Here is a 15,236-nt window from a genome sequence, read left to right as displayed (position 1 = left end):
GGGAAGGCATCACACCTGGACGCGACGCTCCACGATGTCCACCAGCTTGGCGATCGCCTGGTCGCGGGGAACGCCGTTCTCCTGCGAGCCGTCCCGGTAGCGGAAGGACACCGTGCCCGCGGCCATGTCCTCGTCACCGACGATGATCATGAACGGGACCTTGGCCTTCTGGTGGTTCCTGATCTTCTTCTGCATCCGGTCCGAGGAGGCGTCGACCTCGACCCGCAGGCCCTTCTTCTTCGCGTCGGCCGCGAACTCCCGCAGGTAGTCGACGTGCGAGTCCCCGATCGGGATGCCGACCGCCTGGACCGGGGCCAGCCACGCCGGGAACGCGCCCGCGTAGTGCTCCAGCAGCACCGCGAAGAACCGCTCGATCGAACCGAACAGCGCACGGTGGATCATGACCGGGCGCTGCTTGGTGCCGTCGGCGCCGGTGTACTCCAGGTCGAAACGCTCGGGGAGGTTGAAGTCGAGCTGGATCGTCGACATCTGCCACGTACGACCGATGGCGTCCTTGGCCTGCACGGAGATCTTCGGGCCGTAGAACGCGGCGCCACCCGGGTCGGCGACGAGTTCGAGGCCCTGCTTCTCCGCGACCTTGCGCAGCGTCTCGGTGGCCTCCTCCCACGCCTCGTCGGTCCCGACGAACTTCTCCGGGTCCTTGGTGGACAGCTCCAGGTAGAAGTCGTTCAGACCGTAGTCGCGCAGCAGGTCGAGCACGAAGGTCAGCGTCGTGTCGAGCTCCTCCGCCATCTGCTCACGGGTGCAGTAGATGTGCGCGTCGTCCTGCGTGAAGCCACGGGCACGGGTCAGGCCGTGCACGACGCCCGACTTCTCGTACCGGTACACGGTCCCGAACTCGAACAGACGCAGCGGCAGCTCACGGTACGAACGCCCGCGCGCGTCGAAGATCAGGTTGTGCATCGGGCAGTTCATGGGCTTGAGGTAGTAGTCCGTGCCCGCGTCGAGCTGCATGGGGGGGTACATGCCGTCGGCGTACCAGTCGAGGTGGCCCGACTTCTCGAAGAGGGCGCCCTTGGTGGCGTGCGGGGTGTAGACGAACTCGTACCCCTCCTCCTCGTGGCGCTTGCGCGAGTAGTCCTCCATCACCCGGCGGATGATGCCGCCGCGCGGGTGGAAGACGGCGAGGCCGGAGCCGATCTCGTCCGGGATGGAGAAGAGGTCCAGCTCGGAGCCGAGCTTGCGGTGGTCGCGCTTCTCGGCCTCGGCGAGGAACTCCAGGTGCGCCTTCAGCTCGTCCTTCGTCGGCCACGCGGTGCCGTAGATCCTCTGGAGCATGGGATTCTTCTCGCTGCCACGCCAGTACGCGGCGGCGTTGCGCATGAGCTTGAACGCCGGGATGAACCGGGTGGTCGGCAGGTGCGGGCCCCGGCAGAGGTCGGACCAGCAGGTCTCGCCGGTCTTCGGGTCCAGGTTGTCGTAGATGGTCAGCTCGCCGGCGCCCACCTCGACGTCCGCGCCGTCCTCGTGCGAGGCGGAACCCTTGAGGCCGATCAGCTCCAGCTTGTAGGGCTCGCCGGCCAGCTCCTCGCGGGCGGCCTCGTCGGTGACCACGCGGCGGGAGAACTTCTGACCCCGCTTCTGGATCTCCTGCATTTTCTTCTCGATGGCCTTGAGGTCATCGGGGTGGAAGGGCTTCTCGACGTCGAAGTCGTAGTAGAAGCCGTCCTTGACCGGCGGGCCGATGCCCAGCTTGGCCTCGGGGAACAGCTCCTGCACGGCCTGGGCCATGACGTGGGCCGTCGAGTGGCGCAGGATGTTGAGGCCGTCCTCGGAGGAGATCTCGACGGGCTCGACCTCCTCGCCGTCGGCGACGACGTAGGCCAGGTCCTTCAGCTCGCCCGCGACGCGGGCGGCGACGATGGTGCGCTCTCCGGCGAACAGGTCGGCGGCCGTAGTGCCCGTCGTCACCACGCGCTCTTCCCGCTCGGAATCGCGATGGATGATCACACGGACGTCTGACACCGGTCTCTCCTGACTCACGGGGCGCGACAGCGGACGCTGCGCGCCTGAATCGTACCGAGCCGGGCCCCGTGGTCGCGAAACGGTTGCGCTGCGCGCACGCTCACCTCTCCACTGCCGTGGCCGACGCACCTTCGCACCGCCGCTGCGCGGCGGTTGTCCTCAATCGCCGGACGGGCTGCTGTGCCTGTGTCCTCAAGCGCCGGACGGGCTGAATTCAGCCCGTCCGGCGCTTGAGGACGCGCCCGCAGGGCGCCCTGACGACGTCAGTCCACCTCGTCCAGAGACTTCAGCAACCGATCCCGCTCCGCCGTATCCACCCGTACCGGCGCGACACCGCTCACCTCCGTCAGCCGGCGGAAGCCACCCCGGCTCTCCAGGCGTCCGCTGACGCGCAGCGGGAGCCCCAGGAGGTGGGCGTGGCCGGCGGTCCGGTAGTCGTCCTCGCTGAGCGGCACCCGGACCTGCGCCACGTCCGCGCCGGCGAGGACGCGCAGCCCCACCACTCCGGTCCCGCCCGGGGCCTCGCGTCGCATCCGCACCACGGTGCCGGTGAGCTGTACGGCTACGGAGGGCTCGTCGCGGGCGTACCGGGCGCCGGCGGTCCGCAGGGCGGGGAGGTCACCCGGGGAGAACTCCACCGGTTCGGGCCGGGCGGCGAACCCCCGGGGCGCGGGGACGGCCGGGGACCAGTCGAGGGTGACGCGGATGCCCTGCGAGCCACGGACCAGCATGGTGATCGCCTCGGTCAGTTCGCGGCTCACGCCCGCCTCCGGTGCCGCGTCGAACGCCTCGGTCCTGCCGGTCGCCCGCTGGTAGTCGGTGGCGTCCCGGGCGGCCTGCAGGGCTCGCAGCAGGGCGGTGGCGATCCGGCGGCCGCCGATCGTGTCCGGGCCGGCGGGGTCCGGCTCCCCGACCGGCGTCCCGACCGGCAGGAAGACCGTCAGTTCCCGGCCGCCTTGGGCGGAGCCCACCAGGAGCGGGGCCAGGGCGGCTTCGGCCCGCCCGCGGCGGCGCGCACCGTGGTGGCCCGCGTGGCCGTGGGCCGCGAGCGCCCCGGCGAGCAGCATCGCGCGGGCTCCGGCACGCAGCCGTTCCTGCGCGGTCCACGCGGCGGCGGGGGCGGCCGGTTCGGGGACCTCGCGGCGCCAGCGGATCTCGTCGCTGGGCGTGCGCAGGGAGACGAGGATGTCGCGGGCGGAGGGCGCGGGGCTGCGTTCGAGGGCGGTGAGGGCTTCGGCGAGCAGGTCGGCGCTGTCGGGGAAGGCGGTGCTCTCGGGGACGAGGAGGCTGGTGCCGCTGCCGTCGGGTGGGGTCCAGCGGCCGTAGCGGCCGGCTTCCCCGCCGCGGCGGTGCCAGCCGTGGCGGGTGAGGAGGGCGCCGAGGACGAGCGGGTCGGCCCGTTCCCGGGCGGGATGCCGTAGGGGGGCGTCGGCCGGTCGGTGCATCAAGGTCTCCCTCCCGCCCCGACCCGCGTCATGATCTCGCAGAGCGCGCGGTCGTCGAAGACGCGTGTGGTCGGGATCCGCACGGTGGTCCTGCGCCGGCCGGTCAGCGGGTGGCCGGCCAGATTGGTCCAGTAGCAGCAGTGGCGTAGTTCGAGGCGGTCGTGGCCGGCTCGCAGCCAGTCGTCGCGGGTCCGGGGCACGATCATCACGACGAGGATCTTGTGCACCGAGACGGGGGTGCGGGCGAGCTTGGCCAGGTGGTCGTTGTCGAGGGTGAAGGAGAAGGCCGGTCCGGGCGGTCGGGGGGTGAGCTGGTAGGTGCATTTCAGCTGCACCTTGATGGTGACCTCGTCGTCGACGGCGTGCCGGGGGGTGCTGTGGCTGACGTGCCAGTCGATGCCGTGGTCGGGGAAGGGCTGGGCGAGTGAGCAGCCGGCGGCCGCCGCGACGGCGTGCAGATAGCCGACTTGCAGGGTCTCCATGCAGGCGGTGGTGGCGAGCGTCCCGCGCGGCGGGGTCATCCGGTCGGGCAGCGGAGCGCCGGCCGGCGGGGCCGGGTCGGGCTGCGCGAGGGTCATGTCCGAAAAACCTTCCGGTCCGCACCGGTCCAACGGGTCCGTACACCTGTGTTGTCACCGGATGAACTCCGTTGCAAACAGGGGCGGTTCGCTCGCGGGGGTGGCCGGGTATCACCTGGCAAGGAGCAGAACACGCCATTTGCCGGTCAAGCGCGAGGAGTTGGGGACATGTCGTGCTGGTTCGAGGGGCCGCTCGCCGCCTTCGACACCGAGACCACGGGGGTCGATGTCGAGAATGACCGGATAGTGTCGGCGGCTCTCGTGCTGCAGACGCAGACGGGGGCCGCGCCGGTCGTCACCCATTGGCTGGTGGATCCGGGGGTGCCGGTGCCCGCGGGGGCCACCGCGATACACGGTCTGACGGACGAGCACCTCCAGCGGAACGGGCGCTGGCCGGCGCCCGTGATGGAGGAGGTGGCGCGGTCCCTCGCGCGGCAGTCGGCGCGGGGGGTGCCTCTGGTGGTGATGAACGCGCCGTTCGATCTGACGTTGCTGGACCGGGAGTTGCGGCGGCACCGGGCGACGCCGCTCTCGGAGTACCTGGGGGCCACACCGCTGTGCGTGCTGGACCCCTGGGTGCTCGACAAGCATCTGGACCGGTACCGCAAGGGGCGTCGCACGCTGACGGATCTGTGTGCGCACTACGGGGTGGAGCTGACGACCGCGCACGACGCGGCGACGGACGCCATGGCGGCGCTGGAGGTGGTGCGGGCGGTCGGGCGCCGGTTCGCGGCGCGGCTGGAGCGGCTGAGCCCGGCGGAGCTGCACACACGGCAGGCGGTGTGGCATTCGGCGCAGGCCCGGGGTCTTCAGGCGTGGTTCGCGCGCAATGGTTCACAGGAGGTGTGCGACCCGGCATGGCCGCTGCGCCCGGATGTGCCCGCGGCGGCGTGAGCCGGCCGACGGGCGGCCGGGGGCTTCTTGCGCACAACGCACAAGGCCGGTCCGTCATATGACGTACCGGCCTTCTCGGGTGGGCGATACTGGGTTCGAACCAGTGACCTCTTCGGTGTGAACGAAGCGCTCTCCCACTGAGCTAATCGCCCGAGTGCGTTCCCGGCGTTTCCCCCGGCAACGCAGTGAACAATACAGCCCGTGGCGGCTCTCCATCAAATCCCTCCCGCCCGGTGCTCCAGGTGCGCGCGCAGTCCGCGCCGTCCGGCACGCATCATCCACGCGTGGTTGGCGACGAAGAGGGGGCGGGCGGGCAGTGCCCAGCGCCGCATGAGGGGGTGGCGGACCTCGACCTCCTGCTCGAAGCGGGCGAGGGTGCCCGTGGGGCCGTGGGGTCGCACGGTCCAGCGGACCGTGCCCTCGAGGTCGCCGGTCATGGCGATCTCGAGGATCCTGGCGGCCGGGTCGCGGCGCCGCTCGCGGGCGGTGACGGCGAGGTCGTACGGGAGGAAGGAGCGGAAGCGCACGGTCCCGCTGGTCTCGTCGAGGAGGCGCACGTTTCGGACCTGGGGCCACCAGGCGGGGTAGTTCTCCACCGCCTCCAGGGCGGCGTAGACGGCTTCCGGCGGGGCGGGCAGGTCCCAGGTGCTGCGGAAGCGGAAGGTGTGGCGGCGGCTGCGGGGCATGGGGGCCAGCGGACACCAAAAGACCGAGGGTCCGCAAGGGGTGAACCTCGCGGACCCTCGGTCCGATGTGGGCGATACTGGGATCGAACCAGTGACCTCTTCGGTGTGAACGAAGCGCTCTCCCGCTGAGCTAATCGCCCGGGCGCACCGCAAACATTACCGCATGTCAGGCGGCACCTCGGACCACCGACCGGGGCCCGGCCGGGGCCGCTCCCGCGGTGGGGCCGCGGGGGCGGCGGTCAGTCGCGGACGTTCCAGGGCAGGGCCATGCCGAACTTCCACACGTAGACGCCGACGAGCGCCGCGATGATCACGAGGCCGATCGTGGTGAGGATGATGTTGCGGCGGCGCACCTTGGGGTCGAGAGCCCGCTGGGCGGCCTCGGTGACCTTGCGCTTGGTCCAGCGCAGCACGAGCTGGGCCCAGACGAATTCGGTGGCCCAGATCGCCATGCCGCCGAAGATCACCAGCCAGCCGGGGCCGGGCAGGGGCAGCATGATGATGCCGGCCACGACGACGGCGAGACCGACGACGAAGACGCCGACCTGCCAGCTCAGGTGCAGGGGCCGGGACCGCTTGATGAAGTGGGGTGCCCGGGAGCCGAGAGGCGGCTCGGTTCCGGCGCTGTCCCCCGCCGCGGCGGCCGCGGGCCGCTCGTCACTCTCCGCGTTCATGGGGTCCAACGTACCCGACCGGGAAGTGCTCACCGGTATGGCGGTATGAGCGGCGGAACAACACCGCCGTCCGAGGTATCCGAAGAGCCTCAAAACGGTCAGAGGGGTTTACAACGGCACCGTAGGTGGCATGTCGATTTCGCCGACGTGCGAATCCCCGAGCGCACACTGAGCGAAAGGCCCTGGCGCTTATGAACACCACGGTCAGCTGCGAGCTGCACCTGCGCCTCGTCGTGTCGAGCGAGTCCTCACTGCCTGTACCCGCAGGGCTGCGTTACGACACGGCCGATCCGTATGCCGTGCATGCCACCTTCCACACCGGAGCCGAAGAGACGGTCGAGTGGGTCTTCGCGCGAGATCTGCTCGCCGAAGGGCTGCATCGTCCCACCGGCACCGGCGACGTCCGTGTCTGGCCGTCCCGCAGCCACGGTCAGGGCGTCGTCTGCATCGCGTTGAGCTCTCCGGAGGGGGAAGCCCTGCTGGAGGCCCCGGCGCGCGCCCTGGAGTCGTTCCTGAAGCGGACCGACGCCGCCGTCCCGCCGGGCACCGAGCACCGGCACTTCGACCTGGATACGGAGCTGTCCCACATCCTGGCCGAGAGCTGAGGCCGGGAGGCAGTCCGGTCCGACGCGCACCCGCCCACTCGGGGAGGCGGAGTGCGCACCCTCGCTTACGGCATGTCACGGCGCCGTCGCCGCGGATCCACCGCGTGCGACGGCGCCGTCGTGCGAGGGAGCCGCTAGAGTCGCCCCGCAATCGAACAGATGCCGTCTGTCCCCGGCCGGTCAGGGAGCGAACATCCCGTGCTGATCAACCACGACACCCGGTGCGCGCTCGACGCCGTCGTCGCGTTGCTGAACACCGCCCCGGAGGGGTCCGGCGGCCCGGTGGTCGACGGGCTGACGGATCTGGCGGCGTTGCGCCGGTTCGTCGAGGCCACGGACCTCAGTGGGGTCGGCGCGCTGGGCGAGCGGGACCTGGCGGCCGTACGGGCCGTACGGGAGCGGTTCGCGCAGGTGTTCGCCGCGGCCGACACCCGGGATGCGGTGGAGCTGCTGAACGCGCTGGTGGCCGGGGCGGGGACGACACCGCAGCTGACCGATCACGACGGCTATGACTGGCATGTGCATTACTTCGCGCCCGGCGCCTCGGTCGCCGAGCACCTCGCGGCCGACGGCGGGATGGCGCTGGCGTTCCTCGTCGTGGCGGGTGAGCGGGAGCGGCTGCGGCGCTGTGCGGCGCCGGACTGCGGGCGGGCCTTCGTGGATCTCTCCCGCAACCGGTCGCGCCGCTACTGCGACGGGCGGACCTGCGGCAACCGGCTCCATGTCGCCGCGTACCGGGCGCGCCGCCGGGAAGCGGCCGGGTGAGGCCCGCACGGCCGCCGGGGCCGGGCGGGGCACGGGGGCGCCAGGGCGGGTCACCAGCGGTACAGATCGTGCAGGCCGGTCAGGAAGATCAGAGTGCCGACAAAGGCGAGAAACAACATCAAGGGCGGTTGGGAGAGCGCGAAAAGGCAGCCGCGCGGTTCCTCGGTCAGCTCGGCGGGTTCATCGTTCATCTCCGCCTGATCATGGCGTAGCCGGAGGCGGTGGTCCCGCCAATGTGCCTCCGTGGCACGTCAGTTCATCAGATCCCGTGCTTCTTGAGGATGGCCTCGATGTCCGAGAAGTCGTCGCCGCCGGTCTGGGGCCCGCCCTTGGCCTTGGGTGCGGGCGCGGCGCGGCCGCGGCCCAGGGAGGGTGCGGCCGCGGCGGGTGCCACGGCCTCGGGCCGCCCGGCGGTGGCCGCCCGGCGCTCCGCGCGGGTGCCCGTGGCACCGCGGCGGCGCTCGACCGCCCGGGTGATCATGAAGAGTGCGGCGGAGAGCGCGAGCACTCCGAAGCCCGCCCAGACGCCGGGCTTGAGGACCAGGTCCGTGACCCAGTCGATGATGCCCGTCAGGACCAGGCCGATGGGGATCAGGGCGTAGGCCGCGATGCGGGTCGCGGCGAGAAAACGCTTGCGGTACGCGGTCAGCAGGGCGATGCCCAGGCCGGCCGCGGACACCGCAGCGCAGACGGTCGAGATCAACATCCGGTCCTCCAGCCGTGGGGCTCCTCCCGTCCATCCTGCACCGGCCGGGGCGAAGCGGGCCAGGATCGGCCCCCGGATCAGGGAGATCCGGGGGTTGGGCGGGGGCGCTCTCCTCCTCAAGGCCGAGAGGACCCGCTCCGTTCGGCCTGGAAGACTGGCCCCATGAGTGAGACCGACACCGACCGCACCGCCCGCCCCGTCCTCGATGTCTGGTGCGAGCTGCAGTGCCCCGACTGCCACCGGGCCCTGGACGACCTCCACGCGCTGCGGGCCCGCTATGGCGACCGGCTGGAGATCCGGCTGCGGCACTTCCCGCTGGAGAAGCACAAGCACGCGTACGCCGCCGCCCAGGCCGCCGAGGAAGCCGCCGACCAGGGGCAGGCCTGGCCGTACGTCGAGGCCGTGCTGGGGCGGACCGGGGAGCTGGCCGAACGCGGCGAGAAGCTGCTGGTGGCGGTGGCGAAGGAGCTGGGCCTGGACGCCGAGGAGGTGGACACCGCGCTCATCGACGGGCGGCATCTGCTGATCGTCGACGCGGACCAGGCGGAGGGCAAGGCGATCGGGGTGACGGGCACGCCCACGTACGTCATCGACGGCCGGCGGCTCGACGGCGGCCAGAGCCAGGAGGGACTGCGGGAGCGGATCGAGGAGATCGTGGACGGGTTGCTGGGCTAGGGCGTGTCCGCAAAGTCGCGTCGTTCGCCCGAAGGGCGGGGCCCGCGGCGTCTGGTGCGTGCGATCGCAAGGCGGAGGGTCGCCCTCGTACTGGGCGTACTCGGGCGAGCCCGACAACGCGGCGAGCGCGCGTGCCAGGCGTCGCGGGCCAGACGGGGCTTTGTGGACACGCCCTAGGGCCTCTCGCCCGGCCGGCGGACCGTGGGACCGCACCACCGCCGCGCGGCGGTGTCCTCAATCGCCGGACGGGCTGGAATGGCGCCCTCCGCCGCGGGCGGCACAACCCGGGCGGTAGCCCGGAACCCGCCGGGCACCGCCTAGAGCAACGCCTTGTACAGGTGGAACGAAGAAGCCCGGTACCCCAGTGACTCGTACAGCCGCAGTGCCGGGGTGTTGCCCGCGAAGACGTTGAGCCCGAGGGTGCGGGCGCCGGCCGCCAGGCACTGCGCTTCGGCCAGCAGCATCAGCGACCGGCCGTGGCCCCGGCCCCGGTGCTCCTCGGCGACCTCGACGTCGAAGACGTACGCGCCCGGCTCGTCGGGGCCGTCCTCCCGTAGGGATATCCAGAGGGTGCCGACGGTCGTGCCGTGCCGGGTCAGGACGCTGAGCAGCGCGCCGGGGGTGGCGAGGCCCGCGGACAGCACGGTGCTGTGGTCGGCCTCGGCCTTGGCGTGCGCCTGGGCGGCGGGGACGCCCCGGGTGATCCAGTCGCGGGCGTACGCGGCCTTCGCGTGCTCCTGCCAGACGGCGAACTCCGCCTCGGTCATCGCCCGTCCCTCGATGCCTTCGGGCAGCCGGGGGACGTCCGTCAGGGTCTTGGTCATGTTGCGGCTGCGCTCGACGTAGCCGAGGGCGGCGACGAGGCCGAGGGCCACCTCGGCGGCGGCGTCGACGGACACCTCCACGCGCTCGCAGCCCCAGCCGCGCAGCACCTCCTCGGCGGCGAGGGCGGCGACGGTGCCGCGGCCGCGGCCGCGGTCCCCCTCGTCCACGCCGAGATGGACGATCCGGCCGACGCGGGGGCCGAAGCGTCGGTCCGTGGCCAGGTCGACGCGGCCGACGGGCCGGCTGTTGACGCAGATCTCGTAACGGCGGGAGCGCCCTCCGTCACCGGTGCGCTCTTCGGGTGCGGTGGGCCGCAGAGTGGTGGTCACGTTGGTGTTGTACCTGCCCGGCGACCGCACGTCAGCGGATTTACGGATCGATGTCCGCGCCCGCGCGCTCGTCGAAGATCCGCATGGCCTTCGCGGTCACCGGGCCCGGCGAGCCGGGCAGCGCACGGCCGTCGATCGTGTGGACGGCCTGGACGTCGCGGAGGGTGGAGGTCAGGAAGACCTCCTCGGCGCGGTCCAGAACGTCGAACGGCAGGTCGGTCTCCACGGCTCCGGTCCATTCGGCGACGAGGGCGCGGGTGATGCCGGGCAGGCAGCCGGAGGCCAGGGGCGGGGTGTGCGGCCGGCCGTCGAGGACGACGAAGACATTGGAGCCGGTGCCCTCGCAGAGCGCACCCACGGTGTTGGCGAACAGCGCCTCGGTGGCCCCGTGTTCGCGGGCCCGGGCGAGGGCGACGACGTTCTCGGCGTACGAGGTGGACTTGAGCCCGGCCAGGGCGCCGCGCTCGTTACGGGTCCAGGGTACGGTGACGACGGCCGTGCTGTCGGGCCGCCGGGTGGTCGGGCCGAGGGCGACGACGAGCGTGGGCCTGGTGTCGCCGCGGTCCGAGCCGAGCGGGGAGAGGCCGCCGGTGTAGGTGATGCGCAGCCGGCCGAGCGGCATGGGGTTGGCGTCGAGCACCTCCGCGCAGGCCCGGCGGACCTCGTCGAGGTCCGGCTCGGGCAGGCCGAGGCCGCGGGCGGAGGTGGCGAGCCGGGTGAGGTGCCGGGTGAGGGCGAAGGGCCGGCCGTGGACGGCCTTGAGCGTCTCGAAGACGCCGTCGCCGACCGTCAGCCCGTGATCGAATACCGAGACGCGGGCGCCGGCGGCGTCGCACAGCGCTCCGTCGAGCCAGATCGTCACCGTGGTGTCCCTCCGAGCGGCTGATGGGTTCCCGACGCTATCGCGAGCAGCCGGGCCGCCTTGAGTTCCGTCTCGGCCCACTCGCGCTCGGGGTCGGAGCCCCAGGTGATGCCGGCGCCGGTGCCGAAGCGCAGGGCCGGGCCGCCGGTGGCCGCCCGGTCGATCCAGAAGGTGCGGATGCCGACGGCCAGCTCACCGGTGCCCCGGTCGGCGTCGACCCAGCCGATACCGCCGCAGTACGGGCCGCGTGGCGCGGTCTCCAGGGACTCGATGATGCGCAGGGCGCTGGCCTTGGGGGCGCCGGTGACGGAGCCGGGCGGGAAGGTGGCGGCCAGCAGCTCCGTCCAGCCCGCCCCGGCGGCGCCGTCCTGTCCGTCGGCGGGCAGTTCCCCGCGCACGGTGGAGACGAGGTGGACGAGCCCGGGGTGCGCTTCGATCGCGCAGAGTTCGGGGACGGTCACCGAGCCGGTGGCGCAGACCCGTCCGAGGTCGTTGCGGACCAGGTCCACGATCATGACGTTCTCGGCGTGGTCCTTCTCCAACAGGTCGTCGGCGGTCCGGCCGGTTCCCTTGATGGGCCCGGACTCCACGCCGCGGCCGGTGCGGCGCAGGTACAGCTCGGGCGAGGCGGTGGCGACCTCGACGCCGTGGGCGGGCAGCCGGACGGTGCCCGCGTAGGGGGCGGGGTTGCCGCGGGCGAGCAGCGCGGTCAGGGCGTCGACATCGGCGGCCGCCGGTTCGGGCAGTGGCGCGCTCATCACCCGGCAGAGGTTGGCCTGGTAGACCTCGCCGGCCGCGATGTGCTCGCGGATGCGGCGGACGCCCGCGGTGTAGGCGGAGCGGTCCAGGGAGCTGGTCCAGGCGTCGGGGGCGGGGCCGCGCCAGCGGCCGGGCACCACCGCGGGTGCGGGGGCGGGCCGTACGTCGCCGAAGCGGGCGCACGTCAGGCGTCCCTCGAAGTCCGCGACCACCGCCCACCAGCCCGTGGAGTCCAGGGCGGCCGGGTCGCGGGTCACATCGCGCAGGTCGGTGGCGAGGAGGCCGCCGAAGCGGGCCATGGGAGGGAGGTCGTGCACGTCAACGAGTCTATGGCGAGGCCGCCCGGGGCGGTCCGGGTGAACGGTCCGGGGCGGCCGGTGGCCGGAAGGGGGAAAGAAAACCGCAGCAAGCTGGGGAAACGGAATTTGAGCTGGCGCGGGAATCCGCTAGAGTTCAACACGTCGCCGGGACGCGCAAGCGGACCGGGCGGACACTGCGGACGTAGCTCAGCTGGTAGAGCACCACCTTGCCAAGGTGGATGTCGCGAGTTCGAGTCTCGTCGTCCGCTCGATGTATGGGGGCTTCCCGGCCCCCACACTCCTGGTGGAGTGGCCGAGAGGCGAGGCAACGGCCTGCAAAGCCGTCTACACGGGTTCAAATCCCGTCTCCACCTCCAAGGACGATTAGCTCAGCGGGAGAGCGCTTCCCTGACACGGAAGAGGTCACTGGTTCAATCCCAGTATCGTCCACCAGGGTCTTCACCGACCTTCCCGCGCGATTAGCTCAGCGGGAGAGCGCTTCCCTGACACGGAAGAGGTCACTGGTTCAATCCCAGTATCGCGCACGCTGCACACCCGTTGATCTCCGCATGACCTGCGGTGACGACTTGGACGATTAGCTCAGCGGGAGAGCGCTTCCCTGACACGGAAGAGGTCACTGGTTCAATCCCAGTATCGTCCACCAGGGTCTTCACGGACCCTCCCGCGCGATTAGCTCAGCGGGAGAGCGCTTCCCTGACACGGAAGAGGTCACTGGTTCAATCCCAGTATCGCGCACAGGAAATCGGCCGAGGGCCGGGGCTTTTCAAGCCCCGGCCCTTTGTCGTATGCCCACGTCGTCGTAGGCCCACGTCCGGGTGCGGGCGCGCGACTGGCCGGGCACCTCCCCAGGTGCCCGGCCAGTCGTGCCGTCCGCCGCACCCCCGTCCCCACGGGGTTATCGGCCGGCCTGCCCCCGGCCCGGGCCGCTCTCCCGGGCCCGGGGCACGTTCTCAGTGCCCCAGCATTCCGGCCACGGACGACGCTTGCGTGACGACGGCGTCCCAGCCGCCGAAGACCACGGCGAGGAGGATCGCCAGCGGCAGCACCATCGCCGCCGCGACGAGGGGATGACGGGTGTCCGCCGGACGGTCGCCGAAGCCGTCCGCGAGTCGGTGCCCCCGCGACCGGTCTGAGGTGCGCCCCGCACGGTCCGCCATCGTCCCTCTCCTGTCGTTTCGCGAGCGGCGGGCGCCTGACCTCGGGGGACGAGTGCTGCCGCCCACCGCTCGATTCCAATCTAGGCGCCGGCCGGCATCCCGGCGTCATGCCCTCGTACCCATTGACGGGCCTCCCGGAGGATGACGGGGGGCGGGCGCGGGTACTCCCCTGGGTGGAGACCGGGGCCCCGCCGTTGGGGTCTTCCCCCAGGGGCCGGCGCGGTCCGCCGGCCTTGCCCGGGGTGTTCCGCCGGGGCGGGCGGCGGGCCGTCCCGAAGCGCGCCCGCACGCACGAGCGAGCCTCCCCGGGTGACTTCGCTCACTTCCACCACGCCCCGGCGCACCGCCCCCTTTGCCCTCCGGCCGGTCCCGGCGGCCACCACTTCGCACACCCGTGCCGTGTCCCCCGCGTCCGCGACCGGCTCCGCCCGGCCGCCCGCCACGGCGTCAATCCCCCTGCCGTGGCGGCCCCTTGGGGTCGCGGCCCCGGGCGGGGGCCGGACCGCCGGTGCGTTGTGCCCACCGGGTCGGGAACCCACCCGGCACCGACAATCCGGTCGCCGACGCATGCGCGGCCTCGCAGCGCGCCCGCCCGTCAATCCGTAAGCTGTGCCACGTCAGACGGGACCGGGCAGCGGGGATGAAGATGACGATGATGCGGCTCCGGCGCGAGGACCCGCGTGTCGTCGGCTCGTTCCGGCTTCACCGCCGGCTGGGCGCGGGCGGCATGGGCGTGGTGTACCTCGGCTCCGACCGGCGTGGGCAGCGGGTGGCCCTGAAGGTGATCCGGCCGGACCTGGCCGAGGACCAGGAGTTCCGTTCGCGCTTCGCGCGGGAGGTGTCGGCCGCCCGGCGGATCCGTGGCGGCTGCACGGCACGGCTGGTCGCCGCGGACCTGGAGGCGGACCGGCCGTGGTTCGCCACGCAGTACGTACCGGGCCCCTCCCTGCACGACAAGGTCAACGAGGAGGGGCCGCTGTCGGCGGCTCAGACCGCTTCCATCGGGGCGGCGTTGGCGGAGGGCCTGCTCGCGGTGCACGACGCGGGGGTGGTCCACCGTGATCTGAAGCCGTCGAACATCCTGCTCTCCCCCAAGGGCCCCCGGATCATCGACTTCGGTATCGCCTGGGCGACCGGGGCGAGCACGCTGACACATGTGGGCACGGCGGTCGGTTCGCCCGGCTTCCTCGCGCCCGAGCAGGTGCGGGGAGCCGCGGTGACGCCCGCGACGGACGTCTTCGCCCTCGGGGCGACCCTCGCCTACGCCTCGACCGCGGACTCGCCCTTCGGCCAGGGCAGTTCGGAGGTCATGCTCTACCGCGTCGTGCACGAGGAACCGCAGCTCATGGGCGTTCCAGACGCGCTGGCGCCGCTGGTGCACGCCTGTCTGGCCAAGGATCCCGAGGACCGGCCGAGCACGCTTCAGCTGTCGCTGCGGCTCAAGGAGATCGCGGCGCGCGAGGCCCAGGGGCTGTCGGACGGGCGGCCGCCGGCACCGCGCCGGGAGCCTGACCGGCCGTCCGGGCAGCGCGCCGCGGAGTACGCGGAGCAGCGCACCCTGCGGCGTCCCGGCGGCACCCCGCCGCCGCGCCCGCAGGCGTCGTCCCGGCCCGCCGAGGCGAACCGGCCGCAGGCGCCGCGCCCGGGCACCGGCCGCCCGGGCGGGCGGCGGCCGGGCGGGACGGGCGGCGCGGGGCGGGGCCGGACCGGTTCCCGGCCGGGCGGCCGTACGGGCCCCGGCACCCGGCGCCCGGCGGATCCCAAGCTGCTCCGGCAGCGGCTGATCGTCTTCGTGGTGGTGACGTTGCTGGTCGCCCTGGGAATCGCGGCGGCGCAGGGCTGTCAGGGCCCGGCGCACAGCAAGGGTGTCGTGCCCCCGGTACCGGCGGTGGCCAACGTGTCGGGGCCGGCCACCGGTGGCTCCGGCGGCGGCTGAGCGCCTTCGTCGTGATGTCGTCGTTCGGTCACCC

At 72.4% G+C, this 15,236-nt stretch carries 16 protein-coding genes and 8 tRNA genes; 11 read left to right on the top strand and 13 right to left on the bottom strand.

Annotation, left to right across the window (positions count from 1 at the left end; genetic code table 11):
* Positions 1 to 9: 9 nt before the first annotated feature.
* The 3 genes from thrS to ACZ6MA_RS18810 form a co-directional block, all read right to left on the bottom strand.
* The gene (gene thrS / locus ACZ6MA_RS18820) at positions 10 to 1,986 is read right to left on the bottom strand and encodes a threonine--tRNA ligase (protein ID WP_469434972.1); all 1,977 of its coding nucleotides are present in this window, start codon (positions 1,984 to 1,986) and stop codon (positions 10 to 12) included.
* Between the two features lie 263 nt (positions 1,987 to 2,249).
* A complete protein-coding gene (locus ACZ6MA_RS18815; RefSeq protein WP_469434971.1) occupies positions 2,250 to 3,431 on the bottom strand; it encodes a hypothetical protein in 1,182 nt (393 codons plus the stop codon).
* On the bottom strand, positions 3,431 to 4,009 hold the full coding sequence (locus ACZ6MA_RS18810) for a DUF4365 domain-containing protein (protein WP_469434970.1): 579 nt from the start codon (positions 4,007 to 4,009) through the stop codon (positions 3,431 to 3,433). Before ACZ6MA_RS18810 ends, ACZ6MA_RS18815 begins: the two co-directional genes overlap by 1 nt.
* A 168-nt stretch (positions 4,010 to 4,177) precedes the next feature.
* Here ACZ6MA_RS18810 and ACZ6MA_RS18805 point away from each other — a divergent pair, with 168 nt between their 5' ends.
* The gene (locus tag ACZ6MA_RS18805; RefSeq protein ID WP_469434968.1) at positions 4,178 to 4,903 is read left to right on the top strand and encodes an exonuclease domain-containing protein; all 726 of its coding nucleotides are present in this window, start codon (positions 4,178 to 4,180) and stop codon (positions 4,901 to 4,903) included.
* 80 nt (positions 4,904 to 4,983) lie between these two features.
* Here the strand turns inward: ACZ6MA_RS18805 and ACZ6MA_RS18800 are convergent.
* The 4 genes from ACZ6MA_RS18800 to ACZ6MA_RS18785 all read right to left on the bottom strand — a co-directional run bounded on the left by ACZ6MA_RS18800 (position 4,984) and on the right by ACZ6MA_RS18785 (position 6,263).
* Positions 4,984 to 5,055 (bottom strand) — tRNA-Val (locus ACZ6MA_RS18800).
* 63 nt (positions 5,056 to 5,118) lie between these two features.
* Positions 5,119 to 5,589 (bottom strand): SRPBCC family protein, encoded by a 471-nt coding sequence (locus ACZ6MA_RS18795; RefSeq protein WP_469434966.1) that lies wholly within the window; start codon positions 5,587 to 5,589, stop codon positions 5,119 to 5,121.
* 68 nt (positions 5,590 to 5,657) lie between these two features.
* A tRNA-Val gene (locus ACZ6MA_RS18790) sits at positions 5,658 to 5,729 on the bottom strand.
* A 99-nt stretch (positions 5,730 to 5,828) separates the two neighbouring features.
* Positions 5,829 to 6,263, bottom strand: coding sequence for a TIGR02611 family protein (locus ACZ6MA_RS18785; RefSeq protein WP_469434965.1), 435 nt, complete (start codon positions 6,261 to 6,263; stop codon positions 5,829 to 5,831).
* A gap of 191 nt (positions 6,264 to 6,454) precedes the next feature.
* Here ACZ6MA_RS18785 and ACZ6MA_RS18780 point away from each other — a divergent pair, with 191 nt between their 5' ends.
* Together ACZ6MA_RS18780 and ACZ6MA_RS18775 are read left to right on the top strand one after the other, a co-directional pair.
* Positions 6,455 to 6,868 (top strand): SsgA family sporulation/cell division regulator, encoded by a 414-nt coding sequence (locus ACZ6MA_RS18780; RefSeq protein WP_003959770.1) that lies wholly within the window; start codon positions 6,455 to 6,457, stop codon positions 6,866 to 6,868.
* 198 nt (positions 6,869 to 7,066) lie between these two features.
* Positions 7,067 to 7,633: a CGNR zinc finger domain-containing protein gene (locus tag ACZ6MA_RS18775; RefSeq protein WP_469434963.1), complete on the top strand. Its 567-nt coding sequence runs from the start codon at positions 7,067 to 7,069 to the stop codon at positions 7,631 to 7,633.
* 50 nt (positions 7,634 to 7,683) lie between these two features.
* On the opposite strand, the gene ACZ6MA_RS18770 is transcribed toward ACZ6MA_RS18775, so the two are convergent.
* Positions 7,684 to 7,824, bottom strand: a complete 141-nt coding sequence (locus ACZ6MA_RS18770; protein WP_184733594.1) for a hypothetical protein — start codon at positions 7,822 to 7,824, stop codon at positions 7,684 to 7,686.
* A 68-nt stretch (positions 7,825 to 7,892) separates the two neighbouring features.
* On the bottom strand, positions 7,893 to 8,339 hold the full coding sequence (locus ACZ6MA_RS18765) for a hypothetical protein (RefSeq protein WP_469434962.1): 447 nt from the start codon (positions 8,337 to 8,339) through the stop codon (positions 7,893 to 7,895).
* Positions 8,340 to 8,501: 162 nt separating this feature from the next.
* Between ACZ6MA_RS18765 and ACZ6MA_RS18760 the strand changes: the two genes are divergently transcribed.
* Positions 8,502 to 9,014 carry a DsbA family protein gene (locus ACZ6MA_RS18760; RefSeq protein ID WP_469434961.1) on the top strand — a complete coding sequence of 171 codons (513 nt, stop codon included), beginning with the start codon at positions 8,502 to 8,504 and terminating at the stop codon, positions 9,012 to 9,014.
* 317 nt (positions 9,015 to 9,331) lie between these two features.
* Here ACZ6MA_RS18760 and ACZ6MA_RS18755 read toward each other — a convergent pair whose 3' ends face one another.
* The 3 genes from ACZ6MA_RS18755 to ACZ6MA_RS18745 are packed head-to-tail and all read right to left on the bottom strand — an operon-like array spanning position 9,332 to position 12,106.
* Positions 9,332 to 10,168: a GNAT family N-acetyltransferase gene (locus tag ACZ6MA_RS18755; RefSeq protein WP_469434959.1), complete on the bottom strand. Its 837-nt coding sequence runs from the start codon at positions 10,166 to 10,168 to the stop codon at positions 9,332 to 9,334.
* 40 nt (positions 10,169 to 10,208) lie between these two features.
* Complete coding sequence (locus ACZ6MA_RS18750) at positions 10,209 to 11,030, bottom strand: aminotransferase class IV (RefSeq protein WP_469434958.1); 822 nt, start codon at positions 11,028 to 11,030, stop codon at positions 10,209 to 10,211.
* On the bottom strand, positions 11,027 to 12,106 hold the full coding sequence (locus ACZ6MA_RS18745) for a chorismate-binding protein (protein ID WP_469434957.1): 1,080 nt from the start codon (positions 12,104 to 12,106) through the stop codon (positions 11,027 to 11,029). The genes ACZ6MA_RS18750 and ACZ6MA_RS18745 overlap by 4 nt, the downstream gene beginning before the upstream one ends.
* 178 nt (positions 12,107 to 12,284) lie before the next feature.
* On the opposite strand from ACZ6MA_RS18745, the gene ACZ6MA_RS18740 reads away from it, so the two are divergent.
* The 6 genes from ACZ6MA_RS18740 to ACZ6MA_RS18715 all read left to right on the top strand — a co-directional run bounded on the left by ACZ6MA_RS18740 (position 12,285) and on the right by ACZ6MA_RS18715 (position 12,844).
* A tRNA-Gly gene (locus ACZ6MA_RS18740) sits at positions 12,285 to 12,357 on the top strand.
* A gap of 34 nt (positions 12,358 to 12,391) precedes the next feature.
* A tRNA-Cys gene (locus ACZ6MA_RS18735) sits at positions 12,392 to 12,465 on the top strand.
* 1 nt (position 12,466) lies between these two features.
* A tRNA-Val gene (locus ACZ6MA_RS18730) sits at positions 12,467 to 12,541 on the top strand.
* Between the two features lie 20 nt (positions 12,542 to 12,561).
* A tRNA-Val gene (locus tag ACZ6MA_RS18725) sits at positions 12,562 to 12,633 on the top strand.
* Positions 12,634 to 12,677: 44 nt separating this feature from the next.
* Positions 12,678 to 12,752: transfer RNA gene (locus ACZ6MA_RS18720), tRNA-Val, on the top strand.
* Positions 12,753 to 12,772: 20 nt separating this feature from the next.
* Positions 12,773 to 12,844, top strand: a tRNA-Val gene (locus ACZ6MA_RS18715).
* Positions 12,845 to 13,059: 215 nt separating this feature from the next.
* Here ACZ6MA_RS18715 and ACZ6MA_RS18710 read toward each other — a convergent pair.
* Positions 13,060 to 13,266 (bottom strand): hypothetical protein, encoded by a 207-nt coding sequence (locus ACZ6MA_RS18710; RefSeq protein WP_469434955.1) that lies wholly within the window; start codon positions 13,264 to 13,266, stop codon positions 13,060 to 13,062.
* Positions 13,267 to 13,912: 646 nt separating this feature from the next.
* On the opposite strand from ACZ6MA_RS18710, the gene ACZ6MA_RS18705 reads away from it, so the two are divergent.
* Positions 13,913 to 15,202, top strand: a complete 1,290-nt coding sequence (locus tag ACZ6MA_RS18705) for a serine/threonine-protein kinase (protein WP_469435187.1) — start codon at positions 13,913 to 13,915, stop codon at positions 15,200 to 15,202.
* Positions 15,203 to 15,236 lie beyond the last annotated feature (34 nt).

It is taken from the genome of Streptomyces sp. NPDC042259 (assembly GCF_055582085.1).
Note: the sequence above shows the minus strand (reverse complement) of the source record. Positions and strands in the feature narration are given on the sequence as shown.

Excerpts from the sequence above, each read along its gene's own strand:
- ACZ6MA_RS18815 (WP_469434971.1), bottom strand. The coding sequence starts at position 3,431 with ATGCACCGACCGGCCGACGCCCCCCTACGGCATCCCGCCCGGGAACGG.
- ACZ6MA_RS18795 (WP_469434966.1), bottom strand. The coding sequence starts at position 5,589 with ATGCCCCGCAGCCGCCGCCACACCTTCCGCTTCCGCAGCACCTGGGAC.
- ACZ6MA_RS18770 (WP_184733594.1), bottom strand. The coding sequence starts at position 7,824 with ATGAACGATGAACCCGCCGAGCTGACCGAGGAACCGCGCGGCTGCCTT.
- ACZ6MA_RS18780 (WP_003959770.1), top strand. The coding sequence starts at position 6,455 with ATGAACACCACGGTCAGCTGCGAGCTGCACCTGCGCCTCGTCGTGTCG.
- ACZ6MA_RS18805 (WP_469434968.1), top strand. The coding sequence starts at position 4,178 with ATGTCGTGCTGGTTCGAGGGGCCGCTCGCCGCCTTCGACACCGAGACC.
- ACZ6MA_RS18810 (WP_469434970.1), bottom strand. The coding sequence starts at position 4,009 with ATGACCCTCGCGCAGCCCGACCCGGCCCCGCCGGCCGGCGCTCCGCTG.
- ACZ6MA_RS18705 (WP_469435187.1), top strand. The coding sequence starts at position 13,913 with ATGACGATGATGCGGCTCCGGCGCGAGGACCCGCGTGTCGTCGGCTCG.
- ACZ6MA_RS18785 (WP_469434965.1), bottom strand. The coding sequence starts at position 6,263 with ATGAACGCGGAGAGTGACGAGCGGCCCGCGGCCGCCGCGGCGGGGGAC.
- ACZ6MA_RS18760 (WP_469434961.1), top strand. The coding sequence starts at position 8,502 with ATGAGTGAGACCGACACCGACCGCACCGCCCGCCCCGTCCTCGATGTC.
- ACZ6MA_RS18710 (WP_469434955.1), bottom strand. The coding sequence starts at position 13,266 with ATGGCGGACCGTGCGGGGCGCACCTCAGACCGGTCGCGGGGGCACCGA.
- ACZ6MA_RS18765 (WP_469434962.1), bottom strand. The coding sequence starts at position 8,339 with ATGTTGATCTCGACCGTCTGCGCTGCGGTGTCCGCGGCCGGCCTGGGC.